16 protein-coding genes are annotated in these 15,650 nt (G+C 72.5%); 11 read left to right on the top strand and 5 right to left on the bottom strand.

From position 1 onward, the window contains the following. The first annotated feature begins 121 nt into the window (after positions 1 to 121). Positions 122 to 1,864, top strand: a complete 1,743-nt coding sequence (gene lysS / locus ACGFSH_RS10540; protein WP_393346878.1) for a lysine--tRNA ligase — start codon at positions 122 to 124, stop codon at positions 1,862 to 1,864. Between the two features lie 122 nt (positions 1,865 to 1,986). Here the strand turns inward: lysS and ACGFSH_RS10535 are convergent, their stop codons facing one another. The 3 genes from ACGFSH_RS10535 to ACGFSH_RS10525 all read right to left on the bottom strand — a co-directional run bounded on the left by ACGFSH_RS10535 (position 1,987) and on the right by ACGFSH_RS10525 (position 5,375). Beyond that, entirely contained in the window at positions 1,987 to 3,333 is a 1,347-nt protein-coding gene (locus tag ACGFSH_RS10535) for a DUF2637 domain-containing protein (RefSeq protein ID WP_393346876.1), read from the bottom strand. A 76-nt stretch (positions 3,334 to 3,409) separates the two neighbouring features. Continuing rightward, positions 3,410 to 4,390, bottom strand: coding sequence for a DUF3558 domain-containing protein (locus ACGFSH_RS10530; RefSeq protein WP_393346875.1), 981 nt, complete (start codon positions 4,388 to 4,390; stop codon positions 3,410 to 3,412). 118 nt (positions 4,391 to 4,508) lie between these two features. Next, entirely contained in the window at positions 4,509 to 5,375 is an 867-nt protein-coding gene (locus ACGFSH_RS10525) for a DUF3558 domain-containing protein (RefSeq protein WP_393346873.1), read from the bottom strand. A gap of 204 nt (positions 5,376 to 5,579) precedes the next feature. Between ACGFSH_RS10525 and ACGFSH_RS10520 the strand changes: the two genes are divergently transcribed. Continuing rightward, the gene (locus ACGFSH_RS10520) at positions 5,580 to 6,773 is read left to right on the top strand and encodes an RtcB family protein (protein WP_393346872.1); all 1,194 of its coding nucleotides are present in this window, start codon (positions 5,580 to 5,582) and stop codon (positions 6,771 to 6,773) included. Positions 6,774 to 6,825: 52 nt separating this feature from the next. Here ACGFSH_RS10520 and ACGFSH_RS10515 read toward each other — a convergent pair whose 3' ends face one another. Continuing rightward, positions 6,826 to 8,088, bottom strand: coding sequence for a tyrosine-protein phosphatase (locus ACGFSH_RS10515; RefSeq protein ID WP_393346870.1), 1,263 nt, complete (start codon positions 8,086 to 8,088; stop codon positions 6,826 to 6,828). A 223-nt stretch (positions 8,089 to 8,311) separates the two neighbouring features. Here ACGFSH_RS10515 and ACGFSH_RS10510 point away from each other — a divergent pair, with 223 nt between their 5' ends. Together ACGFSH_RS10510 and ACGFSH_RS10505 are read left to right on the top strand one after the other, a co-directional pair. Further along, complete coding sequence (locus ACGFSH_RS10510) at positions 8,312 to 8,608, top strand: hypothetical protein (RefSeq protein ID WP_393346868.1); 297 nt, start codon at positions 8,312 to 8,314, stop codon at positions 8,606 to 8,608. Further along, a complete protein-coding gene (locus tag ACGFSH_RS10505) occupies positions 8,596 to 8,910 on the top strand; it encodes a hypothetical protein (RefSeq protein ID WP_393346866.1) in 315 nt (104 codons plus the stop codon). The genes ACGFSH_RS10510 and ACGFSH_RS10505 overlap by 13 nt, the downstream gene beginning before the upstream one ends. Before the next feature lie 105 nt (positions 8,911 to 9,015). Here the strand turns inward: ACGFSH_RS10505 and ACGFSH_RS10500 are convergent, their stop codons facing one another. Beyond that, positions 9,016 to 9,792, bottom strand: a complete 777-nt coding sequence (locus tag ACGFSH_RS10500) for an SDR family NAD(P)-dependent oxidoreductase (RefSeq protein ID WP_393346864.1) — start codon at positions 9,790 to 9,792, stop codon at positions 9,016 to 9,018. 230 nt (positions 9,793 to 10,022) lie between these two features. Here ACGFSH_RS10500 and ACGFSH_RS10495 point away from each other — a divergent pair, with 230 nt between their 5' ends. The 7 genes from ACGFSH_RS10495 (at position 10,023) to ACGFSH_RS10465 (ending at position 15,645) form a co-directional block, all read left to right on the top strand. Then, positions 10,023 to 10,499 (top strand): hypothetical protein, encoded by a 477-nt coding sequence (locus tag ACGFSH_RS10495; protein WP_393346862.1) that lies wholly within the window; start codon positions 10,023 to 10,025, stop codon positions 10,497 to 10,499. An 84-nt stretch (positions 10,500 to 10,583) separates the two neighbouring features. Next, positions 10,584 to 11,057, top strand: coding sequence for a MarR family winged helix-turn-helix transcriptional regulator (locus ACGFSH_RS10490; protein WP_393346860.1), 474 nt, complete (start codon positions 10,584 to 10,586; stop codon positions 11,055 to 11,057). Positions 11,058 to 11,063: 6 nt separating this feature from the next. Continuing rightward, positions 11,064 to 12,122, top strand: a complete 1,059-nt coding sequence (locus ACGFSH_RS10485; protein WP_393346858.1) for a permease — start codon at positions 11,064 to 11,066, stop codon at positions 12,120 to 12,122. Beyond that, entirely contained in the window at positions 12,119 to 12,877 is a 759-nt protein-coding gene (locus tag ACGFSH_RS10480) for a TIGR03943 family putative permease subunit (RefSeq protein WP_393346856.1), read from the top strand. Before ACGFSH_RS10485 ends, ACGFSH_RS10480 begins: the two co-directional genes overlap by 4 nt. A 116-nt stretch (positions 12,878 to 12,993) precedes the next feature. Further along, on the top strand, positions 12,994 to 14,127 hold the full coding sequence (locus ACGFSH_RS10475) for an LLM class flavin-dependent oxidoreductase (RefSeq protein ID WP_393346854.1): 1,134 nt from the start codon (positions 12,994 to 12,996) through the stop codon (positions 14,125 to 14,127). Further along, positions 14,124 to 14,807 carry a CE1759 family FMN reductase gene (locus ACGFSH_RS10470; RefSeq protein ID WP_393346852.1) on the top strand — a complete coding sequence of 228 codons (684 nt, stop codon included), beginning with the start codon at positions 14,124 to 14,126 and terminating at the stop codon, positions 14,805 to 14,807. Before ACGFSH_RS10475 ends, ACGFSH_RS10470 begins: the two co-directional genes overlap by 4 nt. 121 nt (positions 14,808 to 14,928) lie before the next feature. Beyond that, positions 14,929 to 15,645 carry a response regulator transcription factor gene (locus ACGFSH_RS10465; protein WP_393346850.1) on the top strand — a complete coding sequence of 239 codons (717 nt, stop codon included), beginning with the start codon at positions 14,929 to 14,931 and terminating at the stop codon, positions 15,643 to 15,645. The last annotated feature ends 5 nt before the right edge of the window (positions 15,646 to 15,650 follow it).

The raw sequence follows: 15,650 nt of genomic DNA, 5'->3' as shown, positions 1-15,650 counted from the left end.
CCTCGTGGGTGGGATGGGCAGGACCAGTATCCCATGGGGGGTAAAGCGGTTTTCCCGGGCGCGGGGCCGTCTGGGACAATGGAGCGCACTTCAAACCCGGAAGCCTTCAGAACAAGAGGACGTGCCGATCGTGGGGCAGAGCACCGAGACCACCGACTGGGTCTCCCGTTTCGCGGACGAGGTCATCGAGGAGTCGGAGCGCCGGGCCCCGGGCAAACCTGTGGTCGTCGCGTCCGGGCTGTCCCCGTCCGGCCCCATCCACCTCGGCAACCTGCGCGAGGTCATGACCCCGCACCTCGTCGCCGACGAGATCCGCCGCCGCGGCCGCCAGGTCCGTCACCTGATCTCCTGGGACGACTACGACCGCTACCGCAAGGTCCCCGAGGGCATCGCCGGCGTCGACAAGTCCTGGGCCGAGCACATCGGCAAGCCGCTGACGTCCGTCCCGGCCCCGCACGGCTCGGCGTACCCGAACTGGGCCGAGCACTTCAAGGCCGCGATGGTCGAGTCGCTGGCCGAGCTGGGCGTGGAGTTCGACGGCATCAGCCAGACCGCGCAGTACACCTCCGGCGTCTACCGCGAGCAGATCCTGCACGCCGTCCGGCACCGCGGTGACATCGACGCGATCCTCGACCAGTACCGCACCAAGAAGGCCCCGGCGAAGAAGCAGCAGCAGAAGCCGCTCGACGAGGCCGAGCTGGAGGCCGCCGAGGGCTCGGGCGCGGCCGCCGAGGACGACGGCTCCTCCGGCAGCGCCGGCTACTTCCCGTACAAGCCCTACTGCGGCAACTGCGAGAAGGACCTCACCACGGTCACCGCCTACGTCGACGACACCACCGAGCTGTCCTACACCTGCACCGCGTGCGGCTTCGCCGAGACCGTCCGGCTGAACGAGTTCAACCGCGGCAAGCTGGTCTGGAAGGTCGACTGGCCGATGCGCTGGGCGTACGAGGGCGTCGTCTTCGAGCCGTCCGGCGTGGACCACTCGTCCCCCGGCTCCAGCTTCCAGGTCGGCGGGCAGATCGTCGGCATCTTCGGCGGCAAGCAGCCCATCGGGCCGATGTACGCCTTCGTCGGCATCAGCGGCATGGCGAAGATGTCCTCGTCCAAGGGCGGGGTGCCCACCCCCGGCGACGCGCTGAAGATCATGGAGCCGCAGATCCTGCGCTGGCTCTACGCCCGCCGCCGCCCCAACCAGTCCTTCAAGATCGCCTTCGACCAGGAGATCCAGCGGCTCTACGACGAGTGGGACAAGCTGGACGCCAAGGTCGCCGACGGCAGCGCCCTCCCGGCCGACGTCGCCGCGCACTCCCGCGCCGTGGGCACGGCCGGCGGCGACCTCCCGCGCACCCCGCGGCCGCTGCCGTACCGCACCCTCGCCTCCGTCGCCGACATCACCGCCGGGCAGGCCGAACAGGCGCTGCGCATCCTCGGCGAACTCGACCCCGGCAACCCGATCACCACGCTGGACGAGGCCCGGCCCCGGTACGACAAGGCCGAGGCCTGGATCAACAACCACGTCCCCGCCGACCAGCGCACCGTCGTGCGCGAGGAGCCGGACGCCGAACTGCTGAAGTCCCTCGACGAGGCCTCCCAGCAGTCCCTGCGCCTGCTGCTCGACGGACTCGCCGAACACTGGTCGCTCGACGGGCTGACGCACCTCGTCTACGGCGTGCCCAAGGTGCAGGCGGGATTCTCCGCCGACGCCACGCCCAAGGAGCTGCCGCCGGAGATCAAGACCGCCCAGCGGACGTTCTTCGCCCTGCTCTACCACCTGCTCGTCGGCCGCGACACCGGCCCGCGCCTGCCCACGCTGCTGCTCGCCGTGGGACAGGACCGGGTACGGGTTCTGCTCGGGGAGTAGACGGGACGAACGGAAAGGGGCCCCCACACCGACCCGGTGCGGGGGCCCCTTTCACACGCCTGCTTCACACGCCTGCTTCACACGCCTGCTTCACACGCCTGCTGCACGCGCCTGCGTGCCGGTCAGGCGATGTGGTCGTCCTGGAGTTCCGCCGTGTGGCGGTTGGTGAAGCGGTTGACCATCCGGTCGGCCTCACGCTGCGGGAGGATCACACCCCATGTCGCCTCCACGTCGTTCCTCAGCTGACCCGAGGTGGGGTAACTGCCGTCGATCGACTTCTTGAAGACCAGGTAGTAGTCGTCCTCGGTCGGCTCCGGGCTGCCGCCGCCCTCGCCCAGCTCACGGCTGCGCCCCGGCACCACCGGGATGGGGAACGAACCGGTCTCCTCCGGCGACGGCTCCTGCGCCGGGGGCTCCTCCTGGTACTGGTCCGCGTACTGCTCGGCCTGCTGCTGCTCCTCGTACCACTGGGCGTACTGCTCCGAGGGGTCGTAGGTGGGGTCGTAGCCGCCCTGGTACTGGACCTCGTGCGGCGACTGGAACCACGGGTTCTGGTCGTCCTCCGGGGGCTCGGGCTGCTGCTGGGCCTGCGGGACCTGCTGCGCCGGCCGCATCCCCTGCTGCCCCTGCTGCCCCTGGGTCTGAAGCCCGGGCTGCCGTTCCTGCCCGCGCGCCGGAGCCGCCGCCAGCTCCTGGAGCTCCTGCTGGGGCGCCAGGGCCGGGCCCTGCGACTGCGACTGGACCTGTGCCTGCATCGGCATGGGCGGCAGCAGGGCCGGTTCGATGCCCGCCGCCGCCAGCCCCGCCGGGGCCGTCTCCGCCAGCGGGACCCCGTAACGGGCCAGCCGCAGCGGCATCAGCGACTCCACCGGAGCCTTGCGACGCCACGCCCGGCCGAACCGCGAGCGCAGCCTGGCCTGGTAGACGAGACGTTCCTGCTCCAGCTTGATCACCTGGTCGTACGAGCGCAGCTCCCACAGCTTCATCCGGCGCCACAGCAGGAACGTGGGCACCGGCGAGAGCAGCCAGCGCGTGATGCGCACGCCCTCCATGTGCTTGTCCGCCGTGATGTCGGCGATCCGGCCGATCGCGTGCCGGGCCGCCTCGACGGCCACCACGAACAGGATCGGGATCACCGCGTGCATGCCCGTGCCCAGCGGGTCCGGCCAGGCCGCCGCGCCGTTGAAGGCGATCGTCGCGGCCGTCAGCAGCCACGCCGTCTGCCGCAGCAGCGGGAAGGGGATGCGGATCCACGTCAGCAGCAGGTCCAGGGCCAGCAGGACGCAGATGCCCGCGTCGATGCCGATCGGGAACACGTAGGAGAAGTTCCCGAAGCCCTTCTCGATGGCCAGCTCCCGGACGGCCGCGTACGAACCGGCGAAGCCGATGCCGGCGATGATCACGGCGCCGGTCACGACCACGCCGATGAGAACGCGGTGCGTCCGGGTCAGCTGTATTCGCTCGGCCACCCGTACTCCCCTCCCCTTGCGTGTTCTTGCGCGCAACAGGGTGGCACATGTGTGCGGCTCACGCTGTGCCGGACCGTCAGCTCTTCGCGGACGCGGACGCCTTCGGTGCCGCCGCGGCAGCCTTGGACGCCGACGCCGAAGGGGCCGGCGAGGCGGACGCCGACGCCGCGGCGGACGGCTTCGCCTTGCCCGTCGGCGTGGGGGACTTCGAGGGGGCCGTGCCCGAGCCGGATTCCGAACTGCCGCCGTCGCCCGAGCCGTTGGCGGACCGCACCGCGGCCACCGTCTCCTTGGCGGCCTTCTCCGCGCCCTTCGTCAGAGCGTCCGCGGTGGGCGTTTTGTCGCCCGCCAGGCCGGCGCCGTTGTAGTCCAGCGTGATCACGACGTTCTCCACGCGTGCGACGATCGTCTGCTGCCGGAACGCGCCTTCCGCCTTCTTCAGGTCGTAGCGGACCAGCGTCGCCTCGTCGCCCGTGTCCGCGGCCGGGGTCGCCTTCGTGTTCTTCGCGCCGGTCACCGCCTGCGCGTCCTTGACCTGCTTCGCGTAGTACGTCTTCGCCTGCGACTCGCCGTCGCCCGTGGCCGCGTCCGACTCGAACCGCAGCAACGACACGTTCAGCCAGCGGAACTGCGACCCCTTCACCCCGTTGTTGACCAGGCTCGACCAGGAGCAGCTCGCCCGCTCGTCCGTGTCGCTCGACGTGCCCTTCTTGCCGGATGCCTTCGGCACCAGCTCGGTCAGCGTCTTCTTGGACAGCACCGCGCACGGCTCCGGCAGCGTCTTGTAGGCGGCCGCCTGCACGGTCGGCGTCGCGCTCGCCACCGGGTCGGCGCCCGAGCCGCCGGTGGCGGCCGCGTCCTGCGCCTTGTCACCGGAGCCGGAGTCGGAACCGGAGTCCGAGGAGCAGCCCGCGGCGATCAGCATCACCGGGACGGCGACCGCCGCGGCGAGGAGGCGGTTCAGGCCCCCGGCACGCCTCGCTCGCTCGTCACGCTGCTCACGCTGGTCAAACTGGCCGTCTCGCTGGGCTCGTCGCTGCATGGTTCCTTCACTCATGACGCTCGTGGTTCCTGCGGTCGGATCGGGTCCGAGGGGCCACGGTACGCGGTGAAGAAGCTGTGCGGTTCCGCTTCCGAGCCTTCGCGGACCGGGCACGGAAGGCGCCGAAGTGGCCTCAGGCGGACAGGGAGTCGACCAGTTGCGCGGCCAGTTTCCGGGCCTTGTCCTGCATTTCCTCGCTGTCCGGCGTCACGCCGACGGTCGCCGGCTGCTCCTCGTACTCGATGGTCACGATGACGTTGGACGTGCGGAACGCCACAGTCACCGTCCGCTGTTCGGCCGTCGAACCGGAGCCGCCGAGCGCGTCGTCGACGAACGCCTCGTCGCCCAGATCGTCCAGGAGCCGGGGCTGCAGATCGGCCGGCGTCACGGTCGAGGAGGCCGAGGGAGAGGCTGAGGCGGACGGCTTTCCCGCGGCCGCGCGGGAGGACGAGGCCGCCGCGGAGGGGGCGCCCGACGGTGACGACGGCGCACCCGCGCCCGCCGCGGAGGAGGCGGCGCCGCTCGCGGATCCGCTCGGCGACACGGCCGGCGCCGGCAGGTCGGCCGCCGTCACCTTCCTGGCGAACAGCGCCTCGGCCTGCGAGTCGTCGCTCACCGCGTTGTCGTAGGAGACGACCCGCTCGAAGTCGACGAGGAGATGGTCGGTGGCGTCCGCGGACTCCACCTTCCAGCGGCAGCCGACCTTGCGGTCCGTGTCGTACGTCAGCGTCGCCTCGCCCGCGTAGGCCGCCTCGCGCTGCGGCTCGTCGGGGAGCTGCTTGACGCCGGGCAGGAGCGAGTCGAGCGTGGACCGGCTCACCACGCTGCACGCCTCCGGCAGTGTGGTGTAGCGGCCGGGCTGGGCGGCCGCGGACGTCGTGCCGGCCTCGCCCGGATTGGAGTCGTCCGTCGAAGCGCCGTCGTCCGGACCGCCGGTGCAGCCGGCCACCAGCGCGGCGAGGAGCGCCACGACGCCGGGTACGTACGCCTTCCGCTGCACGGTCGGCTCCTCTCGACGGTCACTTCGGGATCTTCGGGCCGGTGTCCGCGCTGGTTATTCGCTTGCCCGGCGGGGGCGGCCCCCGCAGACAATGTGTATCGCACGCGACACCGAGGACGCCGGTCCGTTGTCCTTTTTGGGCTGCCTTGGCGCCGGTTTTGCGGCTTGACACTTCTGTAGGTTTTCCGGGGGAATGAGGGCGTTATGTCGTACGTGGAGATGCCGGGCGCGAAGGTGCCCATCCGCATGTGGGCCGACCCGGGGTCGGTCGAGGAGGGGGCGCTCCAGCAGCTGCGCAACGTCGCGACCCTGCCGTGGATCAAGGGCCTCGCGGTCATGCCGGACGTCCACTACGGCAAGGGCGCGACGGTCGGCTCGGTCATCGCGATGCGGGGCGCGGTGTGCCCCGCGGCGGTGGGGGTCGACATCGGGTGCGGGATGTCGGCGGTCAAGACGTCGCTGACCGCGAACGACCTGCCCGGCGACCTGTCCCGGCTGCGCTCGAAGATCGAGCAGGCGATCCCGGTGGGCCGGGGCATGCACGACAGCCCGGTCGAACCGGGCCGCGTCCATGGCCTGGCCACCGGTGGGTGGGACGACTTCTGGGGGCGGTTCGACGGGATCGCCGAAGCGGTCAGGTTCCGTGGCGAACGCGCCGCGAAGCAGATGGGAACGCTCGGGGGCGGGAACCACTTCGTCGAGGTCTGCACGGACACGGCCGGTTCCGTGTGGCTGATGCTGCATTCCGGCTCCCGCAACATCGGCAAGGAACTCGCCGAGTTCCACATCGGGGTGGCGCAGAAGCTGCCGCACAACCAGGGTCTGGTCGACCGCGACCTCGCCGTCTTCGTCGCGGACACCCCGCAGATGGCGGCCTACCGCAACGACCTGTTCTGGGCGCAGGAGTACGCGCGGTACAACCGCACGCTGATGATGGCGCTCCTGAAGGACGTGGTCCGCAAGGAGTTCAGGAAGGCGAAGCCGGTCTTCGAGCAGGAGATCAGCGCGCACCACAACTATGTGGCCGAGGAGCGCTACGACGGCATGGACCTGCTCGTCACCCGCAAGGGCGCGATCCGGGCGGGCTCCGGCGAGTACGGCATCATCCCGGGCTCGATGGGCACGGGCTCCTACATCGTCAAGGGCCTCGGCAACGAGAAGGCGTTCAACTCGGCCTCGCACGGCGCGGGCCGGCGCATGAGCCGCACCGCCGCCAAGCGTCGTTTCTCGACGAAGGACCTGGAGGACCAGACGCGGGGTGTCGAGTGCCGCAAGGACTCCGGTGTGGTGGACGAGATCCCCGGCGCCTACAAGAACATCGACCAGGTGATGGACCAGCAGCGGGATCTCGTGCAGGTCGTGGCGAAGCTGAAGCAGGTCGTCTGCGTGAAGGGCTGACGGGCCGACGGGCTGACGCGCCGCCGGCGACCGGGGGCGCGTCCGCGCGTGTTCAGCCGAGGCGTTTCTCCAGCAGCGTCACCGCGTACGGGCTGCCCGAGCCGCCGTCCTTCGCGCGTTGTTCGCCGACGACCGTGTAGCCCGCCGCCTCGTAGTAGGCGCGCAGGCGGGGGTTGGAGGAGAGGCAGTCCAGGCGGGCGTAGGGGCGGCCGGCGGCGGCGATGCGGGACTCGGCGTGTGCCAGCATCCCGCGGCCCGTGCCGGGCGGGGCGGTGTGGGGGACCGTCATCAGGCGGTGGATGTAGCCGGCGTCCGGCGGGCGGGGGCCCCAGGCCGCCGGGTCGTCCCACCACAGTTCGAAGGCGCCGACCGGAGCCGTGCCACTGCCCGTGTGCGTCAGCCAGACCTCTCCCTCGCGCATCCGGTCCACGAAGTGGGCCTCGTCCTTCTCGCCGGGCCGCCACTGGTCGATGCCCCGGGCCAGCTGCCACAGGGCGGCCGTGTCGCGCAGCCGGACCAGGAGCGGGGCGTCCTCGGGGGCGGCCCTGCGGTGGACCGGGTCGGGCCAGGCGGTGGGGAGGGGTTCCAGGAGCCGGTCGCGCAGGGCGGCGGACAGGGCCTGCGCGTCGAGGCCCAGGGCGTGCGTCACGTACGCCTCGACGGAGCCGTGGCGGTCGCGCAGGGCCTGGAGGAACAGGCGCATCACCGCCTCGGGCGCGCGGCCGAAGCCCGGCCAGAGGGGGGTGCGGCCGTCGTTGCGGGCCCGCCAGTCTTCCAGCAGGGCCCGGCTCGCCAGTTCCGTCAGGGTGTAGTCCTCGACGATCGTCTCGTCCGGGACGCCGAGGAGGGCGAGGACCAGGGCGGCGAGCTGGCCGGTGCGGTCCTTGCCGGAGGCGCAGTGGAACACCAGGCCGTCCCGCGCCTCGGCCACCAGACGCAGCGCCGCCGCGATCTCCTCGACGCCGTCCTCGGCCACTTCCAGGTAGCGGGCGCTGAGGAAGGGGCCGGGGTCCACGTCGGGTGCCGCTGCGGCCTGGTCGTAGGGACGGTGCTCGATGCTGAGGTTGTGGTAGGCGAAGGAGTCGTGCCGCGGGACGCGGCCCGCGGCCTCCGCCTCCCAGGGATGACGCAGGTCGACGACCGTGCCGATGCCCAGGGCGAGGAAGCGGTCCCAGTCGGGGGTGCCCGGCCGCAGCCGGCCGAGGGAGTCCGAGCGGAACAGCAGACCCGGCCGGACCCGGAGCCCGGTCCCGGCCGGGTATCCGCCCAGGTCGCGGAAGTTGTGCAGGGTCTCGAACGGTATGTGTCTGTCCACGACCAGGACCTTAGAGGACACGGCCGGGACCTCGGAGGAGGGGAGGGGAGAGGAGGGTAGGGGGAGCGTGCGGGGGAGGAGGCGGGGCGCGGGCGGTGGAACCGTGCGGGCCGTCGCGCTGTCTTCAGCTGAGCGGCCGGCCGCGCTCGAACGGCGGTGCGAGGACCGGACGCGGGGACACGGGCAAGGGGACACGAAGACACGGAAGCAACGGGGGTCTGCGATGGATCGTGGGCGTGTGGGGGTCCGGGCGGCTGTCTGGAGCGCGGGGCTGATGCTGCTGGCCGTCGGCGCGCTGGCCGGCTGTTCCGACGAGTACAACGACGAGCGGGGCAAGGGGGACGCCCCCGTGCAGGGCAAGGCGGGGGACGACACGCCCGCAGAGGTGTTCAACATGCCCGACGGGTTCGGGAACCTGGCCACCAAGTGCGTCGGGCACGGGTTCCGGGCGTATGTGACGACCAATGCGACGGGCCCGTCCAACGTGCAGATCGTCGAGGACAAGTCGTGCGGCGGCTGACGGCGGCCGGGGTCGTGCTCGCCCTGGCCGTCCTGCTCTGCGGGTGTTCGCAGGAGTACTACGACGAGCGGGGGAAGGCCGACGCCCCGGTCGCGGGGCGCGAGGGGGACGACACGCCGGCCGAGGTGTACAACTTCCCCGACGGGTTCGGCAACCTCGCCACGAAGTGCGTCGGGCCGGGGAAGCGGGGCTACGCGACGACCCGGAACGTTCACGTGGAGGGCGACGGCGGGGACGGCGAGGTCGTGATCATCCCGGCGAACGCGGCCGTCGTCGACGATCCGGACTGCAAGGGGCCGTAGCCGGCCGTCTCCCGCGGTCAGCAGTCAGCAGTCAGCAGTCAGCAGTCAGAAGTCAGAAGTCTGCGCCGCCGCCGTCCGCCGCCGTATTCCGGCGCCCGCCGTCCCTCAGCGTTCGCGGTGGACCTTGGTGTTCGACGCCTGGGCGCGGGGGCGCAGGACGAGGAGGTCGACGTTGACGTGGCTGGGGCGGGTGACGGCCCAGACGATGGTCTCGGCGACGTCGGAGGCCGTGAGGGGTTCGGCGACGCCTTCGTAGACCTTGGCCGCCCGCTCCTCGTCGCCGCCGAAGCGGGTGAGGGCGAACTCCTCCGTCCTGACCATGCCGGGGGCGATCTCGACGACCCGGACCGGGCGGCCGACGATCTCCAGGCGGAGCGTCTCGGCCAGGACGTGCGCGCCGTGCTTGGCGGCGACATAGCCCGCGCCGCCCTCGTACGTGCCGTGGCCCGCGGTGGAGGAGACGACGACCACCACGCCGTCGCCGCTCGCGTCGAGCTTGGGCAGGAGGGCCTGGGTGACGTTGAGGGTGCCGAGGACGTTCGTCTCGTACATGGTGCGCCAGTCGGCGGGGTCGCCGGTGGCGACGGGGTCGGCGCCGAGCGCGCCGCCCGCGTTGTTCACCAGCACGCCGATCGTCTTGAAGGCCGTCGCGAACTCGTCGACCGCGGCCCGGTCGGTGACGTCCAGCTGGTAGGCGGCCGCCGAGCCGCCGGCCCGCGTGATCTCCTCGGCGAGGGCCTCGACGCGGTCCTTGCGGCGGGCCGTGAGGACGACCCGGTAACCGGCCGCGGCGAGCTGCCGGGCGGTCGCGGCGCCGATCCCGCTGCTCGCACCGGTGACGACGGCGATGCGGGAGGCGGCGGACGGTGCGGCGGTGGCCATGTGCTGCTCCTCGGACGGGGCGGGTCGGTGCCGTCAGGATAGGCGGGCGGGGTGGCGGTCCGGCCGGCGGTCTCGCCCTGTGGGCGCGGAGCCGGACGAGGGGACGGTGCTCGGTGGCGCCCGCGGTCTCCTCGGCGGCTGTCACCTGATGGAGGGCGCTCGGGAGGCGGTGGCCGTGGGATACATCCCCTGCACGGGGGCCTGGCGGTTACTGACCGAGGAGTGATGGCATGCGGGGATCGCGGGGTTTCGCGGTGTGGGGCGGCGTGCTGCTGGCGGCGGGGGCCGTGGCCTCGCCGGCGCAGGCCGCGGGGGAGCCGACCGAGGCCGACCTGGCCTATCACGGGTCGGCCGTCCTGGCGGGCGGCCGGGTCGACGTGCTGCTGACTCCGCGCAACCACGGGCCCGGGGACGTCCCCGACTCGACCGTGCGGCTGCGGTGGTCGGCGCCGTTGGCGGCGGGGGCGCAGCGGCTCGCGGCGGGATGTGCGCGGACGGGGCGGCAGGAGGTGGTGTGCCGGACGGGAGCGCTGGCAGCCGACAGCCCGGGGGAGCGGATCGCGCTGGGGGTGCGGCTGCGGGGACGGCCGGCCGAGGTGACGATGGACGTGGACACGGTGTGGGGCGGCGGGGCGGTGGACCGCAACCGGTCCAACGACCGGCGGCAGGTGCTGGTGCTGGACACCGGGGACGCCTACGCCTTCTGACCTTCGTCTCGTTCTGGCCTTCGTCCCGCCGGTGCGTCGTACGATGCGCGGGCGGCGTCGGCACAGGCGCCATGAAGGGGTGTGATGTCCGGGAACGCGCGGTCGCGGCTGCTGGACGAGCTGTCCGTGGTCTCCCGCCGGTACATGGCCGCCTACGCCCTGTTCAACCAGGCGCTCGCGGACCGTCTCGGGCTGCATCCCACGGACCTGCAGTGCCTGAACCTGCTGGTTCTGGAGCCCGGACCGGTGACGACGGGCCGGGTCGCCGAGCTGACGGGGCTGACCACCGGGTCGGCGACCCGGCTGGTGGACCGGCTGGAGAAGGCGGGCTATGTGGTCCGGGAGCGGGACGCGGGGGACCGGCGGCGGGTGCTGGTGGCGACGGTGCCGGAGCGGACCGCGGAGTTCACGCGGATGTGGGAGCGGCTGGGCGGCGACTGGATGCCGCTCTTCGAGGATCTCGCGGACGCCGAACTCGCCGTGATCGTCCGGCACATGCGGCGGACGGTGGAGTTCGGCGCGGAGCAGGCAGTGCGGTTGCGGAAGGGCCGGGTCTAGGGGCGGATGCGGGACACGGAGATACCGGCGGCACGCCCGTCCGCGGTGGCGGGCGGGCCGGCGGGCGAGCAGGCGGGCGAGCGGATGCGGGGCGCCGGTGGGCCGGGCGGGCTGCCGCGGCACTGGCCGCTGGTGCTGCTGGGCGCGGCGCTGGTGCCGGGCGCGGTGCTGGTGCTCGTCGGGCGGACGCTGGAGGAGCCCGCGGTCCAGGCGTGGCGGACGGTGTGTCTGGCGGTGACCGTGCAGGCGCTGCCGTTCCTGCTGCTGGGCACGGCGCTGTCGGGGGCGATCAACGCGTTCGTGCCGGCGAGTGTCTTCAGCCGGCTGCTGCCGAGGCGGGCGGCGCTGGCGGTGCCGGTGGCGGGGCTGGCCGGGGTGGTGCTGCCGGGGTGCGAGTGCGCGTCGGTGCCGGTGGCGAGCAGTCTGATCGGGCGCGGGGTGACCCCGGCGGCGGCGTTCGCGTTCCTGCTGTCCGCGCCCGCGGTGAACCCGGTGGTGCTGACGGCGACCGCGGTGGCGTTCCCGGGCAGCCCGGAGATGGTGCTGGCCCGGCTCGCGGCCTCGCTGGTGACGGCGGCGGCGATGGGCTGGCTGTGGCTGTGGCTGGGCCGCCAGGAGTGGCTGCGCCCGGCGGTCCGGCACTCCGGGCACCGTCCGGGGCACAGCCGCTGGACGGAGTTCCGGCGCGGCTTCCAGCACGACTTCCTGCACGCCGGGGGCTTTCTGGTGGTGGGGGCGATGGCGGCGGCGACCTTCAACGTGGCGGTGCCGAGGTCGGTGCTGGACACGTTCTCCGGTTCGCCGTGGCTGTCGGTGCTGTTCCTGGCGGCCCTGGCGATCGTGCTGGCCGTGTGCAGCGAGGCGGACGCGTTCGTGGCGGCGTCGCTCAGCGGGTTCTCGCCGGTGGCGCGGCTGGCGTTCATGGTGGTGGGCCCGATGGTCGACCTGAAGCTGATCGCGTTGCAGGCGGGGACGTTCGGGCGGGCCTTCGCGGTGCGCTTCTCGGCGGCCACGGCGGTGGTCGCGGTGGTGTGCAGCGCGGTGGTCGGAGGGGTGTTGCTGTGAGACGGTTCGCGCAGGTGGGGCTGCTGGCGCTGGCGGGGCTGGGACTGCTGCGCACCTCGCTCCTCACGGACGAGTACCTGCGGTTCGTGAAGGAGGGCATGCGGCCGCTGCTGATCGTCTCGGGGGTGCTGCTGATCGGCCTGGCGGCGGCGGAGGCCCGGCCCGGCCGTCGCCACGACGGCGGACACGCCCACGGTGACGATCACGGCGGCCCCGCCCCCGCGGACGCTCACGAGCACGACCACTCGAGGGTGCCGCGGGTGGCGTGGCTGCTGTTCCTGCCCGTCCTCAGCCTGCTGTTCTACGCGCCGCCCGCCCTCGGCTCGTACACCGCGTCGAGGGAGCCCGCCAAGGCCGTCGCCGTGCAGGAGGACGACTTCGATCCGCTGCCGCGGGCCTCGCCGCTGCCGATCACGCTCACCGGGTTCACCCAACGGGTGCAGCAGGACCGCTCGCGGGCGATCAGGGGGCGCACGCTGCGGATGACCGGGTTCGTGACGTCCGCGGACGGGGGCGGCTGGTACCTCACCCGGATCGTCATCAGCTGCTGTGCGGCGGACTCGACCACGCTGAAGGTGCGGGTGTACGGGGTGGCGGCGCCGAAGACCGACACCTGGGTGACCGTGGACGGCACCTGGCATCCGGGCGGGACGCTGGGGACGCCGTCGGCGGTCGTGGCGGTGGACGCGCGCGCGGTGACGACGGTGGCCAAGCCGTCCAACGCGTACATGGACGCCGTCCCGCTCACCGGCTGAGCGGCGTCCCGGCGCGGGTGCGGGATACCGGAACACCGGAACACCGGAATAGGGGTGGCGGGGTGGCTGTTGGACCGTATAGTTTAACGGTCAACAACTTTGGAGGGTGAGCGACCATGCAGTTCGGGATCTTCACGGTGGGCGACGTCACGCCGGACCCGACGACGGGCCGTACGCCGACCGAGCGCGAGCGGATCAAGGCCATGGTCGCCATCGCGCTGAAGGCCGAGGAGGTCGGCCTCGACGTCTTCGCCACCGGCGAGCACCACAACCCGCCGTTCGTGCCCTCGTCCCCGACGACGATGCTCGGCTACATCGCCGCCCGGACGGAGAAGCTGGTCCTCTCCACCTCCACCACCCTGATCACCACCAACGACCCGGTGAAGATCGCGGAGGACTTCGCGATGCTCCAGCACCTGGCCGACGGACGCGTGGACCTCATGATGGGACGCGGCAACACCGGCCCGGTCTACCCCTGGTTCGGGCAGGACATCCGCGAGGGCATCAACCTCGCCATCGAGAACTACGCCCTGCTGCGCAGGCTGTGGCGCGAGGACGTCGTCGACTGGGAGGGCAAGTTCCGCACGCCCCTCCAGGGCTTCACCTCCACGCCCCGACCGCTGGACGACGTGCCGCCGTTCGTCTGGCACGGCTCCATCCGCTCGCCCGAGATCGCCGAGCAGGCCGCCTTCTACGGCGACGGGTTCTTCCACAACAACATCTTCTGGCCCGCCGACCACACCCGGCGGATGGTCGAGCTGTACCGGGCCCGGTACGCGCACTACGGGCACGGCACGCCCGAGCAGGCGGTCGTGGGACTCGGCGGCCAGGTGTTCATGCGGAAGAACTCGCAGGACGCGGTGCGCGAGTTCCGGCCGTACTTCGACAACGCGCCGGTCTACGGTCACGGGCCGTCATTGGAGGACTTCACCGACCAGACCCCGCTGACCGTCGGCACGCCGGAGCAGGTGATCGAGAAGACGCTGAAGTTCCGCGAGTACGCGGGCGACTACCAGCGCCAGCTCTTCCTGCTCGACCACGCGGGGCTGCCGCTGAAGACCGTGCTGGAGCAGCTCGACCTGCTCGGCGAGGAGGTCGTCCCGGTGCTGCGCAAGGAGTTCGCCGCGGGCCGGCCGGCCGGCGTGCCGGACGCGCCCGCCCACCCGTCGCTGCTCGCGCGCAAGGAAGCCCAGGACGCAGCCGACAAGGCCCAGGACAAGGGCCAGGAGCAGAAGGAGGCCGTGGCATGAAGCTCGTCGTCGTCTCGGCGGGGCTGAGCGTCCCGTCGTCGACCCGGCTGCTGGCCGACCGGCTCACCCAGGCGGTGCGGCGGCGGGAGCCCGTCGACGTCCAGGTCGTGGAACTGCGCGACCTCGCGGTCGAGATCGCGCACCACCTCACCAACGGCTTCCCGGCCGGGAAACTCGCCGCCGCGCTGGACGCCGTCGCGGCGGCGGACGGCCTGATCGTCGTGACGCCGGTGTTCTCCGCCTCCTACAGCGGTCTGTTCAAGTCGTTCTTCGACGTGATGGACCAGGAGGCGCTGGCCGGCAAGCCGGTGCTGATCGCCGCGACCGGCGGCAGCGCACGCCACTCGCTCGTGCTGGAGCACGCGCTGCGGCCGCTCTTCTCCTACCTGCGCGCCGTGGTCGTCCCGACCGCCGTGTACGCGGCCTCGGAGGACTGGGGCGCGCAGGGCCTCCCCGAGCGGATCGAGCGGGCGGCGGGGGAGCTGGTCCCGCTGATGACCGCCCTGTCCGGGGCGCCCGCGGCGCCCGCGGCGACGTCCGTCCCGCAGCAGCCGGGGCCGACGGCGTCCGGACCGCGGGAGGAGCCGGGGCGGGCCGTGGCCGGACCGGAGAAGAACGGCGCCGGCGGGTTCACGGTCGTGCCGTTCGCCGAACAGCTGGCGGCGCTGTCCGGGCGGTGACCAGCGGCCGCCGGGCGGGCGCGGACGACCCGCCGGGCGGACGGGTGAGAGCCGAGTAAGAAGGGGGGGTGGGGGACGTCCCCGCCGCCCCGGCCGCCGGGGGCCAGGGCAGACTGGGCGGGTGCCTCCCACCGTTCTGCTCGCCGAAGACGACCGCGCCATCCGCCACGCCCTGGAACGCGCGCTGGCCCTGGAGGGCTACCGGGTCACCGCGGTCGCCGACGGGGTCGAGGCGCTGGCGCAGGCCCACCGCAACCCGCCGGACATCCTCGTCCTCGACGTCATGATGCCCGGGATCGACGGACTCCAGGTCTGCCGGGTGCTGCGCGCCGAGGGCGACCGCACCCCCATCCTGATGCTGACCGCGCTGGTGGAGACCGCCGACCGGATCGCGGGACTGGACGCGGGCGCCGACGACTACGTCGTCAAACCCTTCGACGTCGAGGAGGTCTTCGCGCGGCTGCGGGCGCTGCTGCGCCGCACCGGCGCCGAGACCGCGCCGCCCGCCCTGCCGGAGCCGCCGAGGCCGTCGCCCGAGCGGTACGTCGAGGCGGCCGGACTGCGGATGGACCCGCAGGCGCGGCGGGCGTGGCGCGGCGGGCGGGAGCTGGAGCTGACCCGGACCGAGTTCGAGCTGCTCGAACTGCTGGTGCGCAACGCCGGGATCGTGCTGGACCACTCAACGATCTACGACCGCATCTGGGGCTACGACTTCGGTCCCGGTTCCAAGAACCTCGCCGTCTACGTCGGCTATCTGCGCCGCAAGCTCGACCAGCCGGGAGCCCCGCAGCTGATCCACACCGTGCGCGGGGTGGGTTACGTGCTGCGGGAGGACTAGGGGCG

It is taken from the genome of Streptomyces sp. NPDC048481 (assembly GCF_043200075.1).
Taxonomy (GTDB): Bacteria; Actinomycetota; Actinomycetes; order Streptomycetales; family Streptomycetaceae; genus Streptomyces.
Note: the sequence above shows the minus strand (reverse complement) of the source record. Positions and strands in the feature narration are given on the sequence as shown.